The 18,331-nt window shown below is 69.2% G+C and carries 18 protein-coding genes and 1 pseudogene; 13 read left to right on the top strand and 6 right to left on the bottom strand.

Annotated elements, in window-relative coordinates; all coding sequences use genetic code 11:
• Positions 1-14: 14 nt before the first annotated feature.
• From rplO to N790_RS14390, 9 genes are all read left to right on the top strand, one after another.
• Positions 15-452, top strand: coding sequence for a 50S ribosomal protein L15 (rplO, locus tag N790_RS14430; protein WP_043805380.1), 438 nt, complete (start codon positions 15-17; stop codon positions 450-452).
• A 4-nt stretch (positions 453-456) separates the two neighbouring features.
• Positions 457-1,830: a preprotein translocase subunit SecY gene (gene secY / locus N790_RS14425; RefSeq protein WP_043805379.1), complete on the top strand. Its 1,374-nt coding sequence runs from the start codon at positions 457-459 to the stop codon at positions 1,828-1,830.
• A 250-nt stretch (positions 1,831-2,080) separates the two neighbouring features.
• Positions 2,081-2,437, top strand: coding sequence for a 30S ribosomal protein S13 (gene rpsM / locus N790_RS14420; protein ID WP_043805378.1), 357 nt, complete (start codon positions 2,081-2,083; stop codon positions 2,435-2,437).
• 12 nt (positions 2,438-2,449) lie between these two features.
• Complete coding sequence (gene rpsK / locus N790_RS14415; RefSeq protein ID WP_043805377.1) at positions 2,450-2,839, top strand: 30S ribosomal protein S11; 390 nt, start codon at positions 2,450-2,452, stop codon at positions 2,837-2,839.
• A 21-nt stretch (positions 2,840-2,860) separates the two neighbouring features.
• Positions 2,861-3,490 carry a 30S ribosomal protein S4 gene (rpsD, locus tag N790_RS14410; RefSeq protein WP_043805375.1) on the top strand — a complete coding sequence of 210 codons (630 nt, stop codon included), beginning with the start codon at positions 2,861-2,863 and terminating at the stop codon, positions 3,488-3,490.
• Between the two features lie 22 nt (positions 3,491-3,512).
• The gene (locus tag N790_RS14405; protein ID WP_043805374.1) at positions 3,513-4,508 is read left to right on the top strand and encodes a DNA-directed RNA polymerase subunit alpha; all 996 of its coding nucleotides are present in this window, start codon (positions 3,513-3,515) and stop codon (positions 4,506-4,508) included.
• A gap of 29 nt (positions 4,509-4,537) precedes the next feature.
• Positions 4,538-4,921, top strand: a complete 384-nt coding sequence (rplQ, locus tag N790_RS14400) for a 50S ribosomal protein L17 (protein ID WP_043805373.1) — start codon at positions 4,538-4,540, stop codon at positions 4,919-4,921.
• A gap of 125 nt (positions 4,922-5,046) precedes the next feature.
• Positions 5,047-5,556 carry a disulfide bond formation protein B gene (locus N790_RS14395; RefSeq protein ID WP_043805372.1) on the top strand — a complete coding sequence of 170 codons (510 nt, stop codon included), beginning with the start codon at positions 5,047-5,049 and terminating at the stop codon, positions 5,554-5,556.
• Positions 5,557-5,651: 95 nt separating this feature from the next.
• A complete protein-coding gene (locus tag N790_RS14390) occupies positions 5,652-7,046 on the top strand; it encodes a class II 3-deoxy-7-phosphoheptulonate synthase (RefSeq protein ID WP_043805371.1) in 1,395 nt (464 codons plus the stop codon).
• Positions 7,047-7,050: 4 nt separating this feature from the next.
• Here the strand turns inward: N790_RS14390 and N790_RS16820 are convergent.
• The 3 genes and pseudogenes from N790_RS16820 to typA form a co-directional block, all read right to left on the bottom strand.
• Positions 7,051-8,612 (bottom strand): annotated as a pseudogene (locus N790_RS16820) (amidase); the annotation flags it as partial.
• 1,025 nt (positions 8,613-9,637) lie between these two features.
• Entirely contained in the window at positions 9,638-10,402 is a 765-nt protein-coding gene (locus tag N790_RS14380) for a sulfite exporter TauE/SafE family protein (protein WP_043805370.1), read from the bottom strand.
• A 24-nt stretch (positions 10,403-10,426) separates the two neighbouring features.
• Positions 10,427-12,271 (bottom strand): translational GTPase TypA, encoded by a 1,845-nt coding sequence (typA, locus tag N790_RS14375; RefSeq protein WP_043805369.1) that lies wholly within the window; start codon positions 12,269-12,271, stop codon positions 10,427-10,429.
• Between the two features lie 148 nt (positions 12,272-12,419).
• Here typA and N790_RS14370 point away from each other — a divergent pair, with 148 nt between their 5' ends.
• Positions 12,420-12,923 carry a peptidylprolyl isomerase gene (locus N790_RS14370; RefSeq protein WP_043805368.1) on the top strand — a complete coding sequence of 168 codons (504 nt, stop codon included), beginning with the start codon at positions 12,420-12,422 and terminating at the stop codon, positions 12,921-12,923.
• A 6-nt stretch (positions 12,924-12,929) separates the two neighbouring features.
• On the opposite strand, the gene N790_RS14365 is transcribed toward N790_RS14370, so the two are convergent.
• From N790_RS14365 to N790_RS14355, 3 genes are read right to left on the bottom strand one after another with little or no spacing between them, the layout of a single operon-like run.
• Positions 12,930-13,505, bottom strand: a complete 576-nt coding sequence (locus tag N790_RS14365; RefSeq protein WP_043805367.1) for a hypothetical protein — start codon at positions 13,503-13,505, stop codon at positions 12,930-12,932.
• The gene (locus N790_RS14360; RefSeq protein WP_043805366.1) at positions 13,502-14,656 is read right to left on the bottom strand and encodes a M48 family metallopeptidase; all 1,155 of its coding nucleotides are present in this window, start codon (positions 14,654-14,656) and stop codon (positions 13,502-13,504) included. The genes N790_RS14365 and N790_RS14360 overlap by 4 nt, the downstream gene beginning before the upstream one ends.
• Entirely contained in the window at positions 14,653-15,405 is a 753-nt protein-coding gene (locus N790_RS14355; protein WP_156970105.1) for a hypothetical protein, read from the bottom strand. The genes N790_RS14360 and N790_RS14355 overlap by 4 nt, the downstream gene beginning before the upstream one ends.
• A gap of 128 nt (positions 15,406-15,533) precedes the next feature.
• Between N790_RS14355 and N790_RS14350 the strand changes: the two genes are divergently transcribed.
• From N790_RS14350 to N790_RS14340, 3 genes are read left to right on the top strand one after another with little or no spacing between them, the layout of a single operon-like run.
• Positions 15,534-16,733, top strand: coding sequence for an aminotransferase class I/II-fold pyridoxal phosphate-dependent enzyme (locus N790_RS14350; RefSeq protein WP_043805365.1), 1,200 nt, complete (start codon positions 15,534-15,536; stop codon positions 16,731-16,733).
• An 11-nt stretch (positions 16,734-16,744) separates the two neighbouring features.
• Positions 16,745-17,728, top strand: coding sequence for a malate dehydrogenase (locus N790_RS14345; protein WP_043805364.1), 984 nt, complete (start codon positions 16,745-16,747; stop codon positions 17,726-17,728).
• An 11-nt stretch (positions 17,729-17,739) separates the two neighbouring features.
• Complete coding sequence (locus tag N790_RS14340) at positions 17,740-18,327, top strand: hypothetical protein (RefSeq protein ID WP_043805363.1); 588 nt, start codon at positions 17,740-17,742, stop codon at positions 18,325-18,327.
• Positions 18,328-18,331 lie beyond the last annotated feature (4 nt).

Raw genomic sequence — 18,331 nt, 5'->3', positions numbered from 1 at the left:
CGAGGAGAACCCATATGAAGCTCAATTCTCTCAAGCCCGCCGACGGCGCCCGCAAGGATCGCGTCCGCGTCGGTCGTGGTATCGGCTCCGGCCTCGGCAAGACCGCCGGCCGCGGCCACAAGGGTTCCTTTGCCCGCACCGGCAAGGGCAAGATCAAGGCCGGCTTCGAAGGCGGCCAGATGCCCATGCAGCGCCGCCTGCCGAAGATCGGCTTCCGCTCGAAGCTGAAGAACGACACGGCCGAAGTGCTGCTGTACCAGCTGGACAAGCTCGAGGCCGGCGAGATCGACTTCGCCGCCCTGCGCGAGGCCAAGCTGGTCCCGGCCACCGCCAAGCAGGCCAAGATCGTCAAGAAGGGCGAGCTGAGCAAGAAGTTCGTGCTCAAGGGCGTGCTGGCCACCGCCGGTGCCAAGGCCGCCATCGAGGCTGCCGGCGGCAGCGTCGCGGAGTAAAGCCTTGGCCCAGTCCTCTTCCGCAGCAGCTGCCCTCGGCGGGCTCGGCAAGTTCACCGAGCTCCGCCAGCGCCTGGTCTTCGTGATCCTGGCCCTGATCGTCTACCGCATCGGCAGCTACATCCCGGTGCCGGGCATCGATCCGGAAGCCATGCTGCGGCTGATGGAACAGCAGGAAGGCACCATCGTGGACATGTTCAACATGTTCTCCGGTGGTGCCCTCAACCGCTTCAGCCTGTTCGCGCTGAACGTCATTCCGTACATCTCCGCTTCCATCATCGTGCAGCTCATGGGCCAGATCTACGAGCCCTGGAAGCAGATGAAGAAGGAAGGCGAGAGCGGCCGCCGCAAGCTGACCCAGTACTCGCGCGTCGGCGCGGTGTTCCTGGCGATCGTGCAGGCGGGCAGCATCGCCTCGATGCTGCAGGGCCAGGGTGGCGTGGTCTACGCGCCGGGCCCGGGCTTCATCCTCACCGCCGTGGTCTCCCTGACCGCCGGCACGATCTTCCTGATGTGGCTGGGTGAGCAGATCACCGAGCGCGGCATCGGCAACGGCATTTCGCTGATCATCTTCGCCGGCATCGTGGCGAGCCTGCCGGGTGCCATCATCGGCACCTTCCAGCAGGTCGCGAACGGCGAGATCAGCGGCTTCGCGGTGGTCGCCATCCTCGCGCTGGTGCTGGGCGTCACCTACTTCGTGGTGTTCATGGAGCGCGGCCAGCGCCGCATCACGGTGAACTATGCCCGTCGCCAGGGCGGCCGCCAGGCCTACATGAACCAGAGCTCGCACCTGCCGCTCAAGCTGAACATGGCGGGCGTGATCCCGGCGATCTTCGCCTCCAGCCTGATCATGTTCCCGGCCACCATGGTGCAGTGGTTCGGCCAGGGCTCCGGCCCGACCGGCGAAGGCTGGAAGGACCAGCTGAACCTGTTCCTGCAGAACCTGAGCCAGGCCCTGGCCCCGAGCGAGCCGCTGCACATGCTCCTCTACGGCGCCATGATCATCGGCTTCGCGTTCTTCTACACCGCCCTGGTTTTCAATTCGCAGGAAACGGCGGATAATCTCAAGAAGTCGGGGGCCCTGGTTCCGGGCATCCGGCCGGGCAAGGCCACCGCCGATTACATCGACGGCGTGCTGACCCGGCTGACCCTCATCGGCTCGCTCTACCTGGTGCTCGTGTGCTTGCTGCCCGAGGTCATCCGGTCGTTCTGGTCGGTCCCGTTCTACTTCGGCGGCACCTCGCTGCTGATCGTGGTCGTGGTGGTGATGGATTTCACCGCCCAGATCCAGGCTCACCTGATGTCCCATCAGTACGAGAGCCTGATGAAGAAGGCCAATTTGAAGGGTGGTTCCCGCGGCGGCCTCGCCCGTAGCTGAGAACCACGCACAATGGGCGGTCCGCGCGGCAGCTTGGCGCGCGGATGAGCCGGCACCCGTCCCTGCGCTGGAGTAGCGCGGGGCGTCCGACCCGGGAAGGGGAGGGCAGGCGCCAGTTCGTCGCCGGAGCATGGGCACACTCCCCATGCCGGGTTTCCCGGGTCCCAGGACCCGGGGGGCTACAAGAGAACCCCAAGCTGCTGTATACTTTCCGATTCACTGCGCTCAATTTAGTTTTGGAGAACGCCTGATGGCGCGCATTGCGGGTGTCAACCTGCCTGTCCAGAAGCATGTCTGGGTGGGCCTGCAGAGTATCTTTGGCATCGGCCGTACCCGGTCGAAGCTTGTTTGTGAGGCGGCTGGGGTGGCTCCGGCCACCAAGATCCGCGACCTGTCCGAGCCGGAAATCGAGCGCATCCGCGCCGAGGTGGCCAAGTACACGGTCGAGGGCGACCTGCGCCGTGAAGTGGGCATGTCGATCAAGCGCCTGATGGACCTGGGCTGCTACCGCGGCCTGCGTCATCGTCGTGGCCTGCCGATGCGTGGTCAGCGTACCCGCACCAATGCCCGTACCCGCAAGGGTCCGCGCAAAGCCATCAAGAAGTAAGGACCTGGCCCAATGAACAAGCCGGCAGTTAAGACGAAGAAGAAGATCAAGCGGGTCGTCACCGACGGCATCGCCCACGTCCACGCTTCCTTCAACAACACCATCGTCACCATCACCGACCGCCAGGGCAACGCGCTCTCGTGGGCGACTTCGGGCGGCGCGGGTTTCCGCGGTTCCCGCAAGTCCACCCCGTTCGCCGCCCAGGTCGCCGCCGAAAAGGCCGGCAAGGTCGCGCTGGAGTACGGCGTGAAGACGCTGGAAGTCCGCATCAAGGGCCCCGGCCCGGGCCGCGAGTCGGCCGTGCGTTCGCTGAACGCGTGCGGTTACAAGATCACCAACATCATCGACGTCACCCCGATCCCGCACAACGGGTGCCGGCCGCCGAAGAAGCGCCGCGTCTAACGGGAACTGGAGACTACATAAATGGCTCGTTATATCGGTCCCACCTGTAAGCTCGCCCGCCGCGAAGGCTCCGACCTCAGCCTGAAGTCGCCGGCGCGCGCGATTGATTCCAAGTGCAAGCTGGAGCAGAAGCCCGGCCAGCACGGCGCCGTCGCCAAGCGCGGCAAGCTGTCCGACTACGCCACCCAGCTGCGCGAGAAGCAGAAGGTCAAGCGCATCTACGGCCTGCTGGAGCGCCAGTTCCGCAACTACTACAAGAAGGCTTCGACCAAGAAGGGCAACACCGGCGAGACCCTGCTGCAGATGCTTGAGCAGCGCCTCGACAACGTGGTGTACCGCATGGGCTTCGCCGTCACCCGTCCGCAGGCGCGCCAGCTGGTGTCGCACAAGGGCGTGCTGGTCAACGGCAAGGCCGTCAACCTGCCGTCGTACCAGGTCAAGGCCGGCGACAACATCGCCCTGACCGAGCGTGCCCAGAAGCACCTGAACGTCCAGGAAGCCGTGAACCTGTCGCAGCAGATGGACCTGGTCCCGAGCTGGTGCGAAGTGGACGCCAAGAAGTTCGCCGGCGTCTTCAAGGCCGTCCCGGATCGTGCCGACCTGCCCTCGGACATCAATGAAGCGCTGATCGTCGAGCTGTACTCGAAGTAATCCTTTAGGAGACACCTTGACCATGACGGTTACCGCCACCCAGGTGCTGCGCCCGCGCGGCCCGCACATCGAACGCCTCGGCTCCAACCGCGCCAAGGTGGTCATCGAGCCGCTGGAGCGCGGCTACGGCCACACGCTGGGCAACGCCCTGCGTCGCGTCCTGCTGTCGTCGATCCCCGGCTTCGCCATCACCGAGGTCGAGATCGACGGCGTGCTCCACGAGTACACCACCGTCGAAGGCCTGCAGGAAGACGTGCTCGAGGTCCTGCTGAACCTCAAGGACGTCGCCATCCGCATGCACAACGTGGACCACACCACGCTGTCGCTGCAGAAGAAGGGCCCGGGCGTCGTCACCGCCGGCGACATCAAGACTGACCACAACGTCGAGATCATCAATCCCGACCACGTGATCTGCACCCTCACCAAGGACACGGCGCTGAACATGCGCCTGAAGATCGAGCGCGGTTTCGGCTACCAGCCGGCCGCCGATCGCCGCCGCCCGGACGAAGAGTCCCGGGCGATCGGTCGCCTGGTGCTTGATGCCACCTTCTCGCCGGTCCGCCGCGTCGCCTACGCCGTCGAGGCCGCCCGCGTCGAGCAGCGCACCGACCTGGACAAGCTGGTGCTGGAAATCGAGACCAACGGCACGATCGATGCCGAGGACGCGATCCGCACGGCCGCCGACATCCTCACCGACCAGCTGTCGGTGTTCGGCGACTTCACCCAGCGCGAGCGCGGCCCGGCCAAGGCCTCCGCGACCGGCATCGACCCGGTGCTGCTGCGCCCGATCGACGACCTCGAGCTGACCGTGCGCTCGGCCAACTGCCTCAAGGCCGAGAACATCTACTACATCGGCGACCTGATCCAGCGTACCGAGGTCGAGCTGCTCAAGACCCCGAACCTGGGCAAGAAGTCGCTCACCGAGATCAAGGAAGTCCTCGCCCAGCGCGGTCTTTCGCTCGGGATGAAGCTGGAGAACTGGCCGCCGGCCGGCCTGCAGCAGGGCATGCTGGGCTGAGCCCCGGAATTCACTAAGGAACCACGACCATGCGCCACCAGAAATCCGGACGCAAGTTCAGCCGTACCAGCGCTCATCGCGAAGCGATGTTCAGCAACATGGCTGCGTCCCTGATCAAGCACGAACTGATCCGCACCACCCTGCCGAAGGCCAAGGAACTGCGCCGCGTCGCCGAGCCGCTGATCACCATCGGCAAGACCGATGGCGTCGCCAATCGCCGCCTGGCCATGTCCCGCCTGCGCGACAAGGAAGCGGTGGGCAAGCTCTTCGTCGAGCTCGGCCCGCGTTACCAGGCCCGCCCCGGCGGTTACCTGCGCATCCTCAAGTGTGGTTTCCGTCCGGGCGACAATGCCCCGATGGCCTACGTCGAACTCGTCGACCGCCCGCAGGCGGCCACCGAAGCCGCCGAATAATCCCGGCGCACCGACGTGGTACCCAAGACCCCGGCCCGCGCCGGGGTCTTGCTTTTCGCGGCACGGAAACTTCGCCTGCTCGCCGCTGTCCTGTACGCTAGACCCTGCACACGAAAGCCGCGCCCATGACCGCCAATCCCTTCGCCTGGACCTTCCGGGCCCAGTTCCTCACCGGGTTCCTGCTCTGCGCGTCGCTGCTGGCCTACGCGCTGTACGTGCAGTTCGGCATGCTGATGCTGCCTTGCCCGCTGTGCATCCTGCAGCGCCTGGCCTTCGCCGCGATGGGCTTCGTCTTCCTCGTCGGTGGACTGCACTCGCCCAAGGGCCGGGTCGGTCGCGGCGTGTACGGCCTGCTGGCCTTCGCTGCGGCCGCAGCGGGCGCGGGCGTCGCCGGCCGCCATGTCTGGCTGCAGTCGCTGCCGGCCAGCGAAGTGCCGCTGTGCACGTCGATGGGCCTGGACTACATGGTCGAGGCGATGGGCCCGTTCAAGGCCCTCTCGAGCGTGCTCGCCGGCTCCGGGGAGTGCGCGAAGGTGGACTGGACCCTCCTGGGCCTGTCCATGCCTGCCTGGACGCTGGCCTGGTTCATCGGCCTGGGCCTGGGCGCGCTCTGGGCGGGCTGGCGCCGCCGCTGACTCCCCGCGTCGTCGCGTCGCCTGCACGGGCCCGCGAGGCGCCTGTGGCATGATGATTTCGACTTCCCACCGCGATGACACCACGGACCCCCGAGATGAACGCCTCCGACCGCAGCCTGACCCCCGTTTCCGTTCCCGGTGACTGGTCGCCGGCGAGCTGGCGGGCGTTCGCCGCGGCCCAGCAGCCCACGTATCCGGACGCCCAGGCGCTCGCCGAGGTCCTCGGTGAGCTCGGCCGGCTGCCTCCGCTGGTCACCTCCTGGGAAATCCTGGCGCTGAAGAAGCAGCTTGCCGAGGCCCAGGAAGGCAAGCGATTCCTGCTGCAGGGCGGCGACTGCGCCGAGTCCTTCGCCGACTGCGAGTCGGCCCTGGTCTCGAACCGCCTGAAGGTGCTGCTGCAGATGAGCCTGGTGCTCGTGCACGGCCTGCGCCTGCCGGTAGTGCGCGTCGGCCGTTTCGCCGGCCAATACGCCAAGCCGCGCTCGGCCGACATGGAGGAGAAGGACGGCGTCTCGCTGCCCAGCTACCGCGGCGATTTCATCAACCAGCCCGAGTTCACGGCCGAGGCCCGCACGGCCGACCCGCGCCGCATGATCAAGGGCCACGCGCGCTCGGCGATGACGATGAACTTCGTGCGCGCGCTGATCGACGGCGGTTTCGCCGACCTGCACCACCCCGAGTACTGGGACCTGGGCTGGGTCGGCCATTCGCCGCTGTCCGACGAATACCGACGCATGGTCGCCGCCGTCGGCGACGCCGTGCGCTTCATGGAAACCATTTCCGGCGAAGCGCTGCACAACCTCAACCGCGCCGACTTCTACACCTCGCACGAAGCGCTGCTGCTGCCCTACGAGGAAGCGCTCACGCGCCAGGTGCCGCGCCAGTGGGGCTGGTTCAACCTGTCCACCCACTTCCCGTGGATCGGCATGCGCACGGCCGCCCTTGATGGCGCGCACGTGGAGTATTTCCGCGGCCTGCGCAACCCGGTGGCGGTGAAGATCGGCCCCTCGGTCACGCCCGACCAGCTGCTGCGGCTTGCCGACGCGCTCAACCCCGAGAACGAGCCCGGCCGCCTGAGCTTCATCCACCGCATGGGTGCCGCCAAGGTCGCCGAGAAACTGCCGCCGCTGCTCGACGCCGTGCGGCGCGAAGGCCGCCGCGTGCTGTGGATCTGCGACCCGATGCACGGCAATACCGAAAGCACCAGCAACGGCTACAAGACCCGCCGCTTCGACAACATCCGCGCCGAAGTGGAGGCCAGCTTCGACCTGCATGCCGCGGCCGGCACCCGCCTGGGCGGCGTGCACCTGGAGCTCACCGGCGAAAACGTCACCGAGTGCACCGGCGGCGCGCGCGAACTCACCGACACCGACCTGGCGCGCGCCTATCGCTCCACCGTGGACCCGCGCCTCAACTACGAGCAGTCGCTCGAGATCGCCATGCTGATCGTGCGCAAGCAGACCAGCCTGGCGGCCCCGATCACGCCCTGATTCCTCAGGGCGTGGCGCCCGGCGCGAAGCCGGGCGGGCGGCGGGCCCGCGTGGCCTGCTCGAAGGCGTAACCCAGCGCCAGCAGTTCCGCTTCCGAGTGCGGACGACCCAGGAAAGCCAAGCCCAGCGGCAATTCGCTGGCTTCGCCCATCGGCACCGTGAGGCTGGGCGTGCCGGCTACCGCGGCCATGCCGTACCCGGCGCTGACGAAATGGTCGCCCAGCACGTGGTCGGTGGGCCAGGCCGGGCCGGTGGTGGGCGCCACCAGCGCATCGAGCTTCTGGCCATCGAGCACGGCCATCAGGCCTTCGTCCCGGGCCAGGCGCCGGGCCTTGGCGCGCGCTTCGACGTAGGCCTTGTCATCGAGGCCGGGCTTGGCCTGGGCCTGCACCAGCAGGTCCTGGCCGAAGAAGGGCATGGCAGCCGCGGCGTTGGCCTCGTTCCAGGCAATCAGCGCCTCGAGCGAAGCCACGGGGGCGCCGCTCCCGCGCAGGTAGTCGTCCAGGCCGGCCTTGAACTCGTGCAGCAGTACCTCGAACTCGGCCTGTCCCCACTGGCCCCAGGTGGGCACGGTCACGTCCACGACGTCGGCGCCGGCTTTGCGCAGGACCTCGAGCGCTGATTCCGTGGCGGCGTCCACGGCGGGGTGGCGGCCCATGGCCTGGCGCAGCACGCCGATGCGCTTGCCGGCGAGGGCCTGGGCATCGAGCGCCGACAGGTAGTCCACGCGCGGGCGCTGGACTGCCGCCGGATCGGCAGCGTCATGCGCCACCAGCACCTGCAGCAGCGCGGCCGCATCGGCCACCGTGCGCGCCATCGGGCCGGCGGTGTCCTGCGTCGCCGAGATCGGGATGATGCCGTCGCGGCTCACCAGCCCCACCGTCGGCTTCAGCCCGACCAGGCCATTGACTGCCGACGGACACAGGATGCTGCCGTCGGTTTCGGTGCCGACGCCCACGGTGGCCAGGCTGGCGGCGATCGCCGCGCCGGTGCCCGAGCTCGAGCCGCAGGGGTTGCGCTCGAGCGCGTACGGATTGCGTGTCTGCCCGCCGCGAGAGCTCCAGCCGGAGCTGGAATGGCTGGAGCGGAAATTGGCCCACTCGCTCAGGTTGGTCTTGCCCAGCACCACGGCGCCGGCGTCGCGCAGCCGCGCCACCAGGAAGGCGTCGTCCTTGGGGCGGTGGTTGGCCAGGGCCAGCGAACCCGCCGAGTTCACCAGGCCGGCCACGTCGATGTTGTCCTTGAGCAGCACCGGGATGCCGTGCAGCGGGCCGCGCACCTTGCCGGCGGCACGCTCGGCGTCGCGCGCACGGGCTTCGTCGAGGGCGGCCGGGTTGAGTTCGATCACCGAGTTCAGGCGCGGGCCGGCGCGGTCGATGGCGGCGATGCGGTCGAGGTAGGCCGCGGCGAGCGCTTCGGCGCTCAGCGTGCCGGCCTCGAAGGCGGCGCGTGCGGTCGCCACGTCGAGTTCGACGACGTTGGCGGTGTCGCTGACGACCACCGGCGACCAGGCCATGCCATCGGGCTCCTTGCCGGTGGGCAGCCAGCGGCGCACCCGGTAGTCGCCCAGGTCCACCTCGGCCACGGCGTCGGCGCTGGCCAGCGCCACGTAGGCGCGGTTGCCGGCGGGCGGCACCACGATGCCAATGGGGAGCGGGCTCTTGCCGAAGCGGTCGCCGAACAGGCGGCCCTCGGCGTCCTTGGCCTCGCGGTCGAAGCGGATGTCGGCCAGGTGGCGGCGCGCGGCGCGGTCATAAACACGCACCAGGCCTGCTTCGGCGCAGCTCACCAGCACGCGCGAGCCGTCGGGCGTGATCGTGACGCGGATGGGGAAGCCGGCCGCCGGGAGGCGCGCCAGCTCCCTGCCGCTGGCGGCGTCGAACACGGCGACGTCGCCTGCGTCGCGGTGGCCCACCCAGAGCTCGCGGCCGTCGGGCGAAACGGCGATGCCCTCGGCGCCGTCGCCGGTCTTCCAGACGCCCAGGCGTTCGCCCTTTTCCAGGTCGATCACGGTCACCGAGTCATCGCCCAGGTTCGAAACATAGGCGCGGCTGCCGTCGGGGTGCAGGGCGACCATGTGCGAACCCGCCTGGTCGGTCGGAAGCACCGCCACGCGTTCGCCGGTGCGCGCCGACCAGCCCACCAGCGCCCGCTGGCCCTCGGCGGTCACCCAGGCGGTATCGCCGTGCCAGGCGATGCCATGCGGGCGGTCGTAGCGCCCCAGCCGGTGCATGGCCACCACCCGTGCGGCGGCCACGTCCACCAGGCTCAGGCTGTTGCCCGGTGCGCCGGGTCGGCCGTAGTTGGCCACCAGGGCCCAGCGCCCGTCCGGGCTGACCGCGGCTTCGTGCGGGCCGGCGCCCACGGCGACCGTGGCGCGCTCGCGGCCGCTGGCCAGGTCGAGCAGGGTGGCGGTGTCGGCGGCCTTGTTGAGCACCACGAGGGTGTCGGCGCATGCCGGGGTCGAGGCGGCGAACGCGGCGGCAAGGCAAAGCAGGGGCAGGGCGGCAGGACGCATGGCGGGCTCCGGGGACGAACCCGTGGAGTCTAGACAACTCCCGCGTTGCGACGGCGTGACCCGCGGCGCGGTCCTAGCGCAGCAGGTCCCAGGCGATGCGGGCCACCAGCGCCAGCACCACGCCCAGGAACAGCAGCCGGATGAAGCGGTCGCCCTGGCGGATGGCCAGCCGGCTGCCGACGTAGCTGCCCAGCATGTTGCCGACGATCAGCGGCACCGCCAGCGCCCATTGCACGAAGCCGCTCGCGGCCAGCACCGCCCACGAGGACAGGTCGGCGGCCACGTTGGTGGACTTCGACACCGCCGAGGACTTCAGGAAGTCCAGCCCGATCACGCTGACGAAGGCGAACACCAGCAACGTGCCCGTGCCGGGGCCGATCAGGCCGTTGTAGAAGCCGCAGGCGGCGCCGACCAGGGCCGCGGCCACGGCCTCGCGGCGGGGCGCGAAACGGCGCTGCTCGCGCGTGCCCAGGTCCTTGCGCAGCACGGTGTACACCGCCAGCACCACGCACACGGAGAGCACCACGAGCTTGAGCACGTCGGGTTCGATGCGCTTGGCGAACTGAACGCCCACCGCCGAGGCGGCGAGCGCGGCCAGCAGCGCCGGCAGCACGATGCGGCGCTCCACCGTGAGGTGGCGGAAGTAGTTCCAGGCCGCGACGCTGGTGCCCAGCAGCGAACTGGTGCGCTGGGTGGCGATGGTCTGGAGGATGTTCAGGCCCGGATGCAGGTTGAGCATCGCGGGCGTGAGGATCAGGCCGCCGCCGCCGACGATGCTGTCGAGCAGGCCGGCGGCGAAGCCGGCCAGCCCGGTCAGCAACCAGAGCTCGGGGCTCATCGGTGGCAGGTCCGCAGGCGGGGATCAGCCGGCGCGCGAGGCCTTCTTGCGGTCGTTTTCGGTGCGGAACTTCTTGCGCAGGCGGATGGCGACCGGGGTGATCTCGACCAGCTCGTCGTCGTCGATGAACTCCAGCGCCTGTTCGAGCGAGAACTTCACCGGCGGGATCAGGCCCTCGTCCTTGTCGGTGCCCGAGGCGCGGAAGTTGGTCAGCTGCTTGCCGCGCAGGGCGTTGACGGTGAGGTCGTTGTCCTTGGCGTGGATGCCGACGATCTGGCCTTCGTAGATTTCCTCGCCCGGCTCGATCATCAGGCGGCCGCGCTCCTGCATGGCGATCTGCGCATAGGCCGGCGACGGGCCGGTGCCGTTGGAGATCAGCACGCCGTTCTGGCGCTGGCCGATCTCGCCTTCCTGCTTCGGCGCGTAATGGTCGAAGACGTGGAAGAGCAGGCCGGTGCCGGCGGTGATGGTGCGGAATTCGGTCTGGAAGCCGATCAGGCCACGCGCCGGGATGATGAAGTCCATGCGCACGCGACCCTTGCCGTCCGGCTCCATGTTCTGCAGGAGCGCGCGGCGCTCGCCCAGGCGCTGCATCACGCCGCCCTGGTACTGCTCCTCGAGGTCCACCACCAGCGACTCGAACGGCTCGGACTTCACGCCGTCGATGTCCTTGATGATCACCTCGGGGCGCGATACGGCCAGCTCGTAGCCCTCGCGGCGCATGGTTTCGATGAGGATCGAGAGGTGCAGTTCGCCGCGGCCGCTGACCTTGAACTTGTCGGCGTCGCCGGTGTCCTCGACCTTCAGCGCCACGTTGTGCTGGGTCTCGCGCATTAGGCGGTCGCGCAGCTGGCGCGAGGTGAGGAACTTGCCGCCGCTGCGGTCCTTGTTGCCGGCGAAGGGCGAGTCGTTGACCTGGAAGGTCATCGAGATCGTGGGCTCGTCGACGGTGAGCACCGGCAGCTGCTCGGGGGCCGAGACGTCGCAGACGGTGTCGGAGATGCCCAGGCCTTCGATGCCCGAAATGGCGATGATGTCGCCGGCGCGCGCTTCCTTCACCTCGTGGCGCTCCAGGCCCATGAAGCCGAGCACCTGCAGCACCTTGGCGTTGCGCACCTTGCCGTCGCGGGCCACCACGGTGACCGGCTGGTTGGTGCGGATGGTGCCGCGCTGCACGCGGCCGACGCCGATGATGCCGACGTAGTTGTTGTAGTCGAGCGAGGTGATGCGCATCTGGAACGGGCCGTCCATGTCCACCGGCGGCGGCGGGACCTTGTCCACGATGGTCTGGAACAGCGCGGTCATGTCGCCCGAGCGAACCGATTCGTCCATGCCGGCGTAGCCGTTCAGGCCCGAGGCGTAGACCACGGTGAAATCGAGCTGCTCGTCGGTGGCGCCCAGGCGGTCGAACAGGTCGAAGGTCTGGTTGAGCACCCAGTCAGGGCGCGCGCCCGGGCGGTCGACCTTGTTGATCACCACGATCGGCTTGAAGCCCATCGCGAACGCCTTCTGGGTGACGAAGCGGGTCTGCGGCATCGGGCCGTCCATCGCGTCCACCAGGATCAGCACCGAGTCCACCATGGACAGCACGCGCTCGACCTCGCCGCCGAAGTCGGCGTGGCCCGGCGTGTCGACGATGTTGATGCGGTATTCCTCGCCTTCCGGCGACGTCCAGCGGATGGCCGTGTTCTTGGAAAGGATGGTGATGCCGCGTTCCTTTTCCAGGTCGTTGCTGTCCATCGCGCGCTCGGCGAGCTGCTGGCGTTCACCCAGGGTGTTGGACTGCTTGAGCAGCTGGTCCACCAGGGTGGTCTTGCCATGGTCGACGTGGGCGACGATGGCGATGTTGCGGAGCTTTTCGATGGACATGCGAATGGGCGCCGGGGGCGCTGTCTCGTAGGAAAATGAGTCTGACAGTATATCACCGAACGGCGCCCCGGACGGCCCCCGGGGTGGCAGCTGTGGCATCCTAGGCGGCCCGCCGGGACCCGCCCGGCACCCGTTACCGGAGCCTGAAATGTCCCTGACCGCTGTCTTCACCACCTCCCGCGGGCCGATCCGCGTCCGCCTGCACGCCGACAAGGCCCCGGTCACCGTGGCCAGCTTCGTCAACCTGGCCCAGCGCGGCTTCTACGATGGCCTGAGCTTCCACCGCGTGATCCCCGACTTCATGATCCAGGGCGGTTGCCCCAAGGGCACCGGCACGGGCGGCCCGGGCTACCGCTTCGAGGACGAGTGCCGCGCCGACCTGCGCCACGACAAGCCGGGCGTGCTGTCCATGGCCAACGCAGGCCCGGGCACCAACGGCAGCCAGTTCTTCATCACCCACGTGGCCACCCCGTGGCTGGACGGCAAGCACACCGTGTTCGGCGAAGTCATCGGCGCCGGCGACCAGCAGGTCGTGGACGCGGTGCGCGGCGGCGACAAGATCGAAAGCGTGCGCATCGAGGGCGACACCGCCCCGCTGCTGGCCGCCCAGGCCGCGCGCGTGGCCGACTGGAACAAGGTGCTCGACGCCTGACCAGGCTCAGGGCAGGAAACGCAGCCTGTCCAGCGTGCGCGACACCGCTTCGGCGTCGCGCGGGTAGTAATGCTCCTCGGGCGCCAGCCACACCAGAAGGGTGAGGCGCCCGTCGCGCTCCGCCGCCGCGGCCTGGCCGCGGTAGCGCAAGCCACGGCCGTTGGCCAGGCTCAGCTCGAAGCGCAGGCCCGGCACGCCGCCGAAGTCGGCTGGCCGCAGGCCCTGTGCCTGCACGGCCGACCAGCCCGAGAGGGCCAGGCCGTCGGCCACCAGGTCGCGGATTTCGTCCGGCCGCATGCCCGGGCGGAACCACGGGCCGTCGGGGCGCCGCTTCGTGGCCTTGCTGCCCTGGAACACGTGCTCTCCCGGTTTCACCCGCGAGACGATGTTGAGCTGGTTCAACGGCGTACCGTCCACCGTCCAAAGCTCCTGGCGAGCCCCCTTGATTCGGGCCCAGTCGAGCGAGGTTTCCAGCTGCAGGTCGAACACCTGCACCCGGCCGGCGGGCTGCAGCGTGCCGCCGGCGCCGGCGCAGGCGGCCAGCAGCAGGAGGGTGGCGAAAGACAGGAGCAGGCGCGTCATCGGCCGGGCTCCGGACTTGCCAGGTAGCTGGCGATGAACTCGGCGTCGTCCGCTTCGGGTGACAGTGCCAGGTAGCGGCGCAGGGACGCCGAGGCTTCCTCGTGGTGGCCGGCGTCGCGCAGGGCCAGGCCATGGTCGCGCCAGGCTTCGGCCGGCGGGTCGGGCAGGGCCAGTGACCGCGCCAGCAGCTCCGCGGCGCGCGCCGCATCGCCGGGCCCGCCGCGGCGACGGTGCGCTTCGGAAAGGTAGTAGGAGAGCAGCGACTGGCGGGCTGGTGGCGCGTCGGCGAGCAAGTCGCCGATGACCCGTGCCGAACTGTCGTACATGCGCCTCGACAGTTCGCCACGCAGCCAGCGGGCGAAGTGGGGCGCCACAGCGGCCTGGTGGCGGTCGCGGCCGGATTCGCCGCCGGCCGGCAGCCTCGCCGCGGCTGCGGTGACGTCCGCCAGCCGCTCCGCCGTGCGCGGGTGGGTGGCGAAGACGGGCAGCGGCTTGCCGTGCCGGCGGGCGTCTTCCTCGGCCTTCATGCGTTGCCAGAGCCTTGGTGCCGCGGCTGCTTCATACCCTTGGGCGACGGCGGCGGCCAGGCCGATGGCGTCGGCCTCGCGCTCGGCCTCCCGCGAATGCCCGTACATCGAGGCGGCGCCCAGCAGGCTGGCCGCCGGACCCGCGGCCGCGGCACCGGCGCCCCAGGCCACCAGCCCGAAGGTGCCGAGGAACGCGCTGGTGCGCTTGGCCTTGCGCCACTGCACCAGCGAATGGCGCTGCCGGAAATGCGCGAATTCATGCCCCAGCACCATGGCCAGCTCGGCTTCGTCCCGGCAGCGCAGCAGGGCGCCGGTCCACACCACCAGCATGCCGTTGGGCGCCATCGAGGCGTTGAACCAGGGCTGCTCGATGACGTAAACGCGCAACTCGCCGCAATACTCGCCGGCGACGCGGCAAGCCACGTCGTGGACATAGGCTTCCAGCGCGGCGTCGCGCACGCGCAGCGGGTGTTCGCGCAGTTCGCGTTCGGCGCGGTCCATGGCGTAGCGCAGCTCGTCTTCCACGCTGCCGCGCTCCGGCACGTGGCCCGGCAGTGCGGCGGGCGGCACGGCCGCGCCGGCAGCCGCCAGGGCCAGCCATAGCGGCAGGCTGGCCGCGGTCACAGCGGCAGGCCCTGCAGCAGTTCGCCGGCCGTGGCGCGTGCGCCGGCCTCGTCGCGCAGGTCGCCCGTCTGCCGCGCGATGCGGTTGAACCACACCACCCGCCCGTTGCGCAGGTCCACCAGCGTGGCCACGCCCACCTGGCGCCCGCCGCCGATGTCCACCACGCCACCGAAGGCCGCGCCGGCCACCAGGCCCAGCACCCGCAGCGCCTTGCGGCCGTCGCTGGCATAGCTGTCGCGCACGTAGGTGAAAAGTGCGTAGTCGGCGCCGGTGGCCGCGCGCAGCTCCGAGACGCCGCCGCCCAGCGTCCAGTCCAGTCGGTCGCCCTTGGTGGCGAGTTCGCTGCCGGGGCGGGCGTGGTAGGCGATGCTGAGTGCGACGGCCTCGTTCAGGCGCAGCACCTGGCCGAGCCGTGAACTGGCGGGCAGGTCGTCGGGCACGTCGAAATCGGGGCGGCGGCCCACGCCGGCCGCGGCCAGCCGTTCGGCCACCGCCGTCGGATACCGGCGCCGCGCGGCCTCGGACCAGTCGCGTCGCGGCTCGGTCATGCCGCCGGCCGTGACCTCGCTCAGTTCGATGTCGGGCTCGACCACCACGACGCTGCCCTGGATCCGCAGGGGGCGTCCGTCCCCGTCCGCGGCGACCTGTTCAGGGCCCGCGCCGGCATGGCCGGCGGACAGGCCCAGCAGCGCGGCCAGCGCGAGGGCGGCGGCGGGTGCTGTCCGGCGGTGGCGGCGCATTGCGGACATGGGCTCCTCCTGCCGCCAGAGTGCCTGATCCGGGCCCGCAGGCAAGTCCCCGGCGGGCCGGCCGGGGAGGGTGGCGTGGTATCCTTTACCGGTTTTCCATCCCGCCAACCAAGCACGCGAGGATAGTGATGCCCCAGCTCGCTCAGCGCATGGGCCGTGCCAAGCCCAGCGCCATCATGGCCGTCGCCGAAAAGGCGAAGAAGCTCAAGGCCGAAGGCCGCGACATCGTCAGTTTCTCCATTGGCGTCCCCAACTTCCTGCCCGGCGAACACGTCTACGCCGCCGCCCGCGAGGCGCTGGCCAAGGACAGCGGCCAGTACGGCAGCAACCGCGGCTCCGACGCCCTGCTCGATGCCTTCCTCAAGCACATCGAAGCGCTCGGCCTCACCGGTTATACGCGCATGCACTGCGCCACCGGCATCGGCGCCAAGCACATCCTCTACAACCTGGCCGAGGCGCTGCTGGACGAAGGCGACACCATCGCCTATGCCACGCCCTACTGGACCACCTACGCCGACATCGCCGAGGTGCTGAACGCGAAGATCCTCGAGCTGCCGTGCCCGGCCAGCCAGGACTACAAGCTCACCCCGGCCCAGCTCGACGCCGCGCTGGCGACCAAGCCCAAGGTCTTCCTGTTCAACAACCCGAACAACCCGACCGGCATGGTCTACACCCGCGACGAGATCGCGGCGCTGGCCGACGTGGTGGCGAAGCACCCGGACACCTGGGTCATCACCGACGACATCTACAACACCATGGTGTTCGACGGACTGGGCTACCACAACTTCGTGCAGTTCCGCCCGGAGCTGCGCGAGCGCACCATCTTCGTCGACTCGCTGAGCAAGACCTACGGCATGCCCGGCTGGCGCGTCGGCTTCATGGCCGGCCCGGAAGTGGTGGCCAAGGCGCTCACGGTGCTCAACTCCACCCACATCACCAACCTGCCCGAAGTGGTCGTGGCCGCTGCCATCGCCGCGCTCACCGGCCCGCAGGACGTGCCCACCAGCAAGTGCGCCGAGTTTCAGGCCAAGCGCGACCTGGTGGTGGACACCATGAATGCCATCCCCGGCGTCGTCTGCCCGAAGCCGCAGGGCGCGTTCTACGTGTTCCCGGACATCAGCTGCGCCTTCGGCAAGTCGCACAAGGGCGTGAAGATCGCCAACGACGTCGATTTCTGCTCCGTGCTGCTCGAAGCCAAGGGCGTGGCCTGCGTGCCCGGCTCGGCCTTCGGCGAGCCGCGCGCGCTGCGCATCAGCTACACCTGCCCGACCGAGCAGCTGCCCAAGGGCCTGCAGCGGATCCAGGAATTCTTCGCAGAACTGAATTGAGGAGACCCCACATGAAGAACCCCGTCCGTGTTGCCGTGACCGGCGCCGCCGGCCAGATCGGCTATTCCCTGCTGTTCCGCATCGCCTCGGGCGAGATGCTCGGCAAGGACCAGCCGGTCATCCTGCAGATGCTCGAGCTGCCGATGGAGAAGGCCCAGGCCGCGCTGCGCGGCGTGATGATGGAGCTCGAGGACTGCGCGTTCCCGCTGCTGGCCGGCATGGTCGGCACCGACGACCCGATGGTGGCCTTCAAGGACGCCGACGTGGCCCTGCTGGTCGGCGCGATGCCGCGCGGCCCGGGCATGGAGCGCAAGGACCTGCTGCTCAAGAACGCCGAGATCTTCACCGTGCAGGGCAAGGCGCTCAACGCCGTCGCCTCGCGCAACGTGAAGGTGCTGGTGGTGGGCAACCCGGCCAACACCAATGCCTACATCGCCATGAAGTCGGCGCCCGACCTCGACCCGCGCAACTTCACCGCCATGCTGCGCCTTGACCACAACCGCGCCCTGTCGCAGCTGGCCATCCGCGCCGGCGTGGCCGTGGCCGACATCGAGAAGCTGGTCGTGTGGGGCAACCACAGCCCGACCATGTACCCGGACTACCGCTTCGCCACCGCGAATGGCGCCTCGCTCAAGGACAAGATCGGCGACGAGGCCTGGAACCGCGAGACCTTCATCCCGAAGGTCGGCAAGCGCGGCGCCGCCATCATCGAGGCCCGCGGCCTGAGCTCGGCCGCTTCGGCCGCCAACGCCGCCATCGACCACATCCGCGACTGGTCGCTGGGCACGAACGGCAAGTGGACCACCATGGGCATCCCGTCGGACGGCAGCTACGGCATCCCGAAGGACGTGATGTACGGCTTCCCGGTCACCTGCAAGGACGGCAAGTACGAGATCGTGCAGGGCCTGGAAGTCGACGAGTACTCGCGCTCGATGATGGACAAGACCCTGGCCGAGCTCGAGGAAGAGCGCGCCGGCGTCGCCCACCTGCTCTGAGGCGCGATCGCGTGCAGCGCACCTATCCGCTGCTGCTCGCCGCCATCCTGGCCAGCGCGGCCCCCGTTGCCGGGGCCGCCGGTCCCGGGGGCGGCGGGAGTGCGGATACGGTTCGCGAATGCTGGCCCGAACTGGCGGGCGCGCCCAAGGCCAAGCCGGGCGGCGCGGTCGGCAGGATGCTCAGGCTCGAGGCGGGAAAGAGCCCGATCGCGCGATTCGCCACGGGAGAGAGCCTGGTCGTGGTGGTGGTCCTGCCGGCCCTGAAGAAGCCCTACGCCCTCGAGTTCCAGGTGACGCCCGACCTCAACCTCGGCCGTCCCGGCGAGGTCCTGCTGCCGTCGGTGGTGTTGGTGGATGCGGAGTTCTGCGCCGTCTCCAGCCATCCCGAGCTGGAATTCAAGCCGCACTACAACTTCTTCACCACCGAACGCACCACCCGGGCCCAGGTACCGGTTTCCGACCCAGTGGTCCGCCACGCCCTCGTTTATTCCGATCCCGCCCGCGTGGGCCAATCCGTGGATTTCGAGCTCAATGGTTTCGACATGGGCGCGCTTCGCCGATCCGAACAAGGATGGACGATGGCCCGCATCAACCGTTGATCGA

Origin of the sequence: Arenimonas malthae CC-JY-1, from assembly GCF_000747075.1 — a bacterium.
In the GTDB taxonomy this organism is placed as follows: Bacteria; Pseudomonadota; Gammaproteobacteria; order Xanthomonadales; family Xanthomonadaceae; genus Arenimonas; species Arenimonas malthae.
This window is presented reverse-complemented; position numbering and strand designations above follow the sequence as displayed.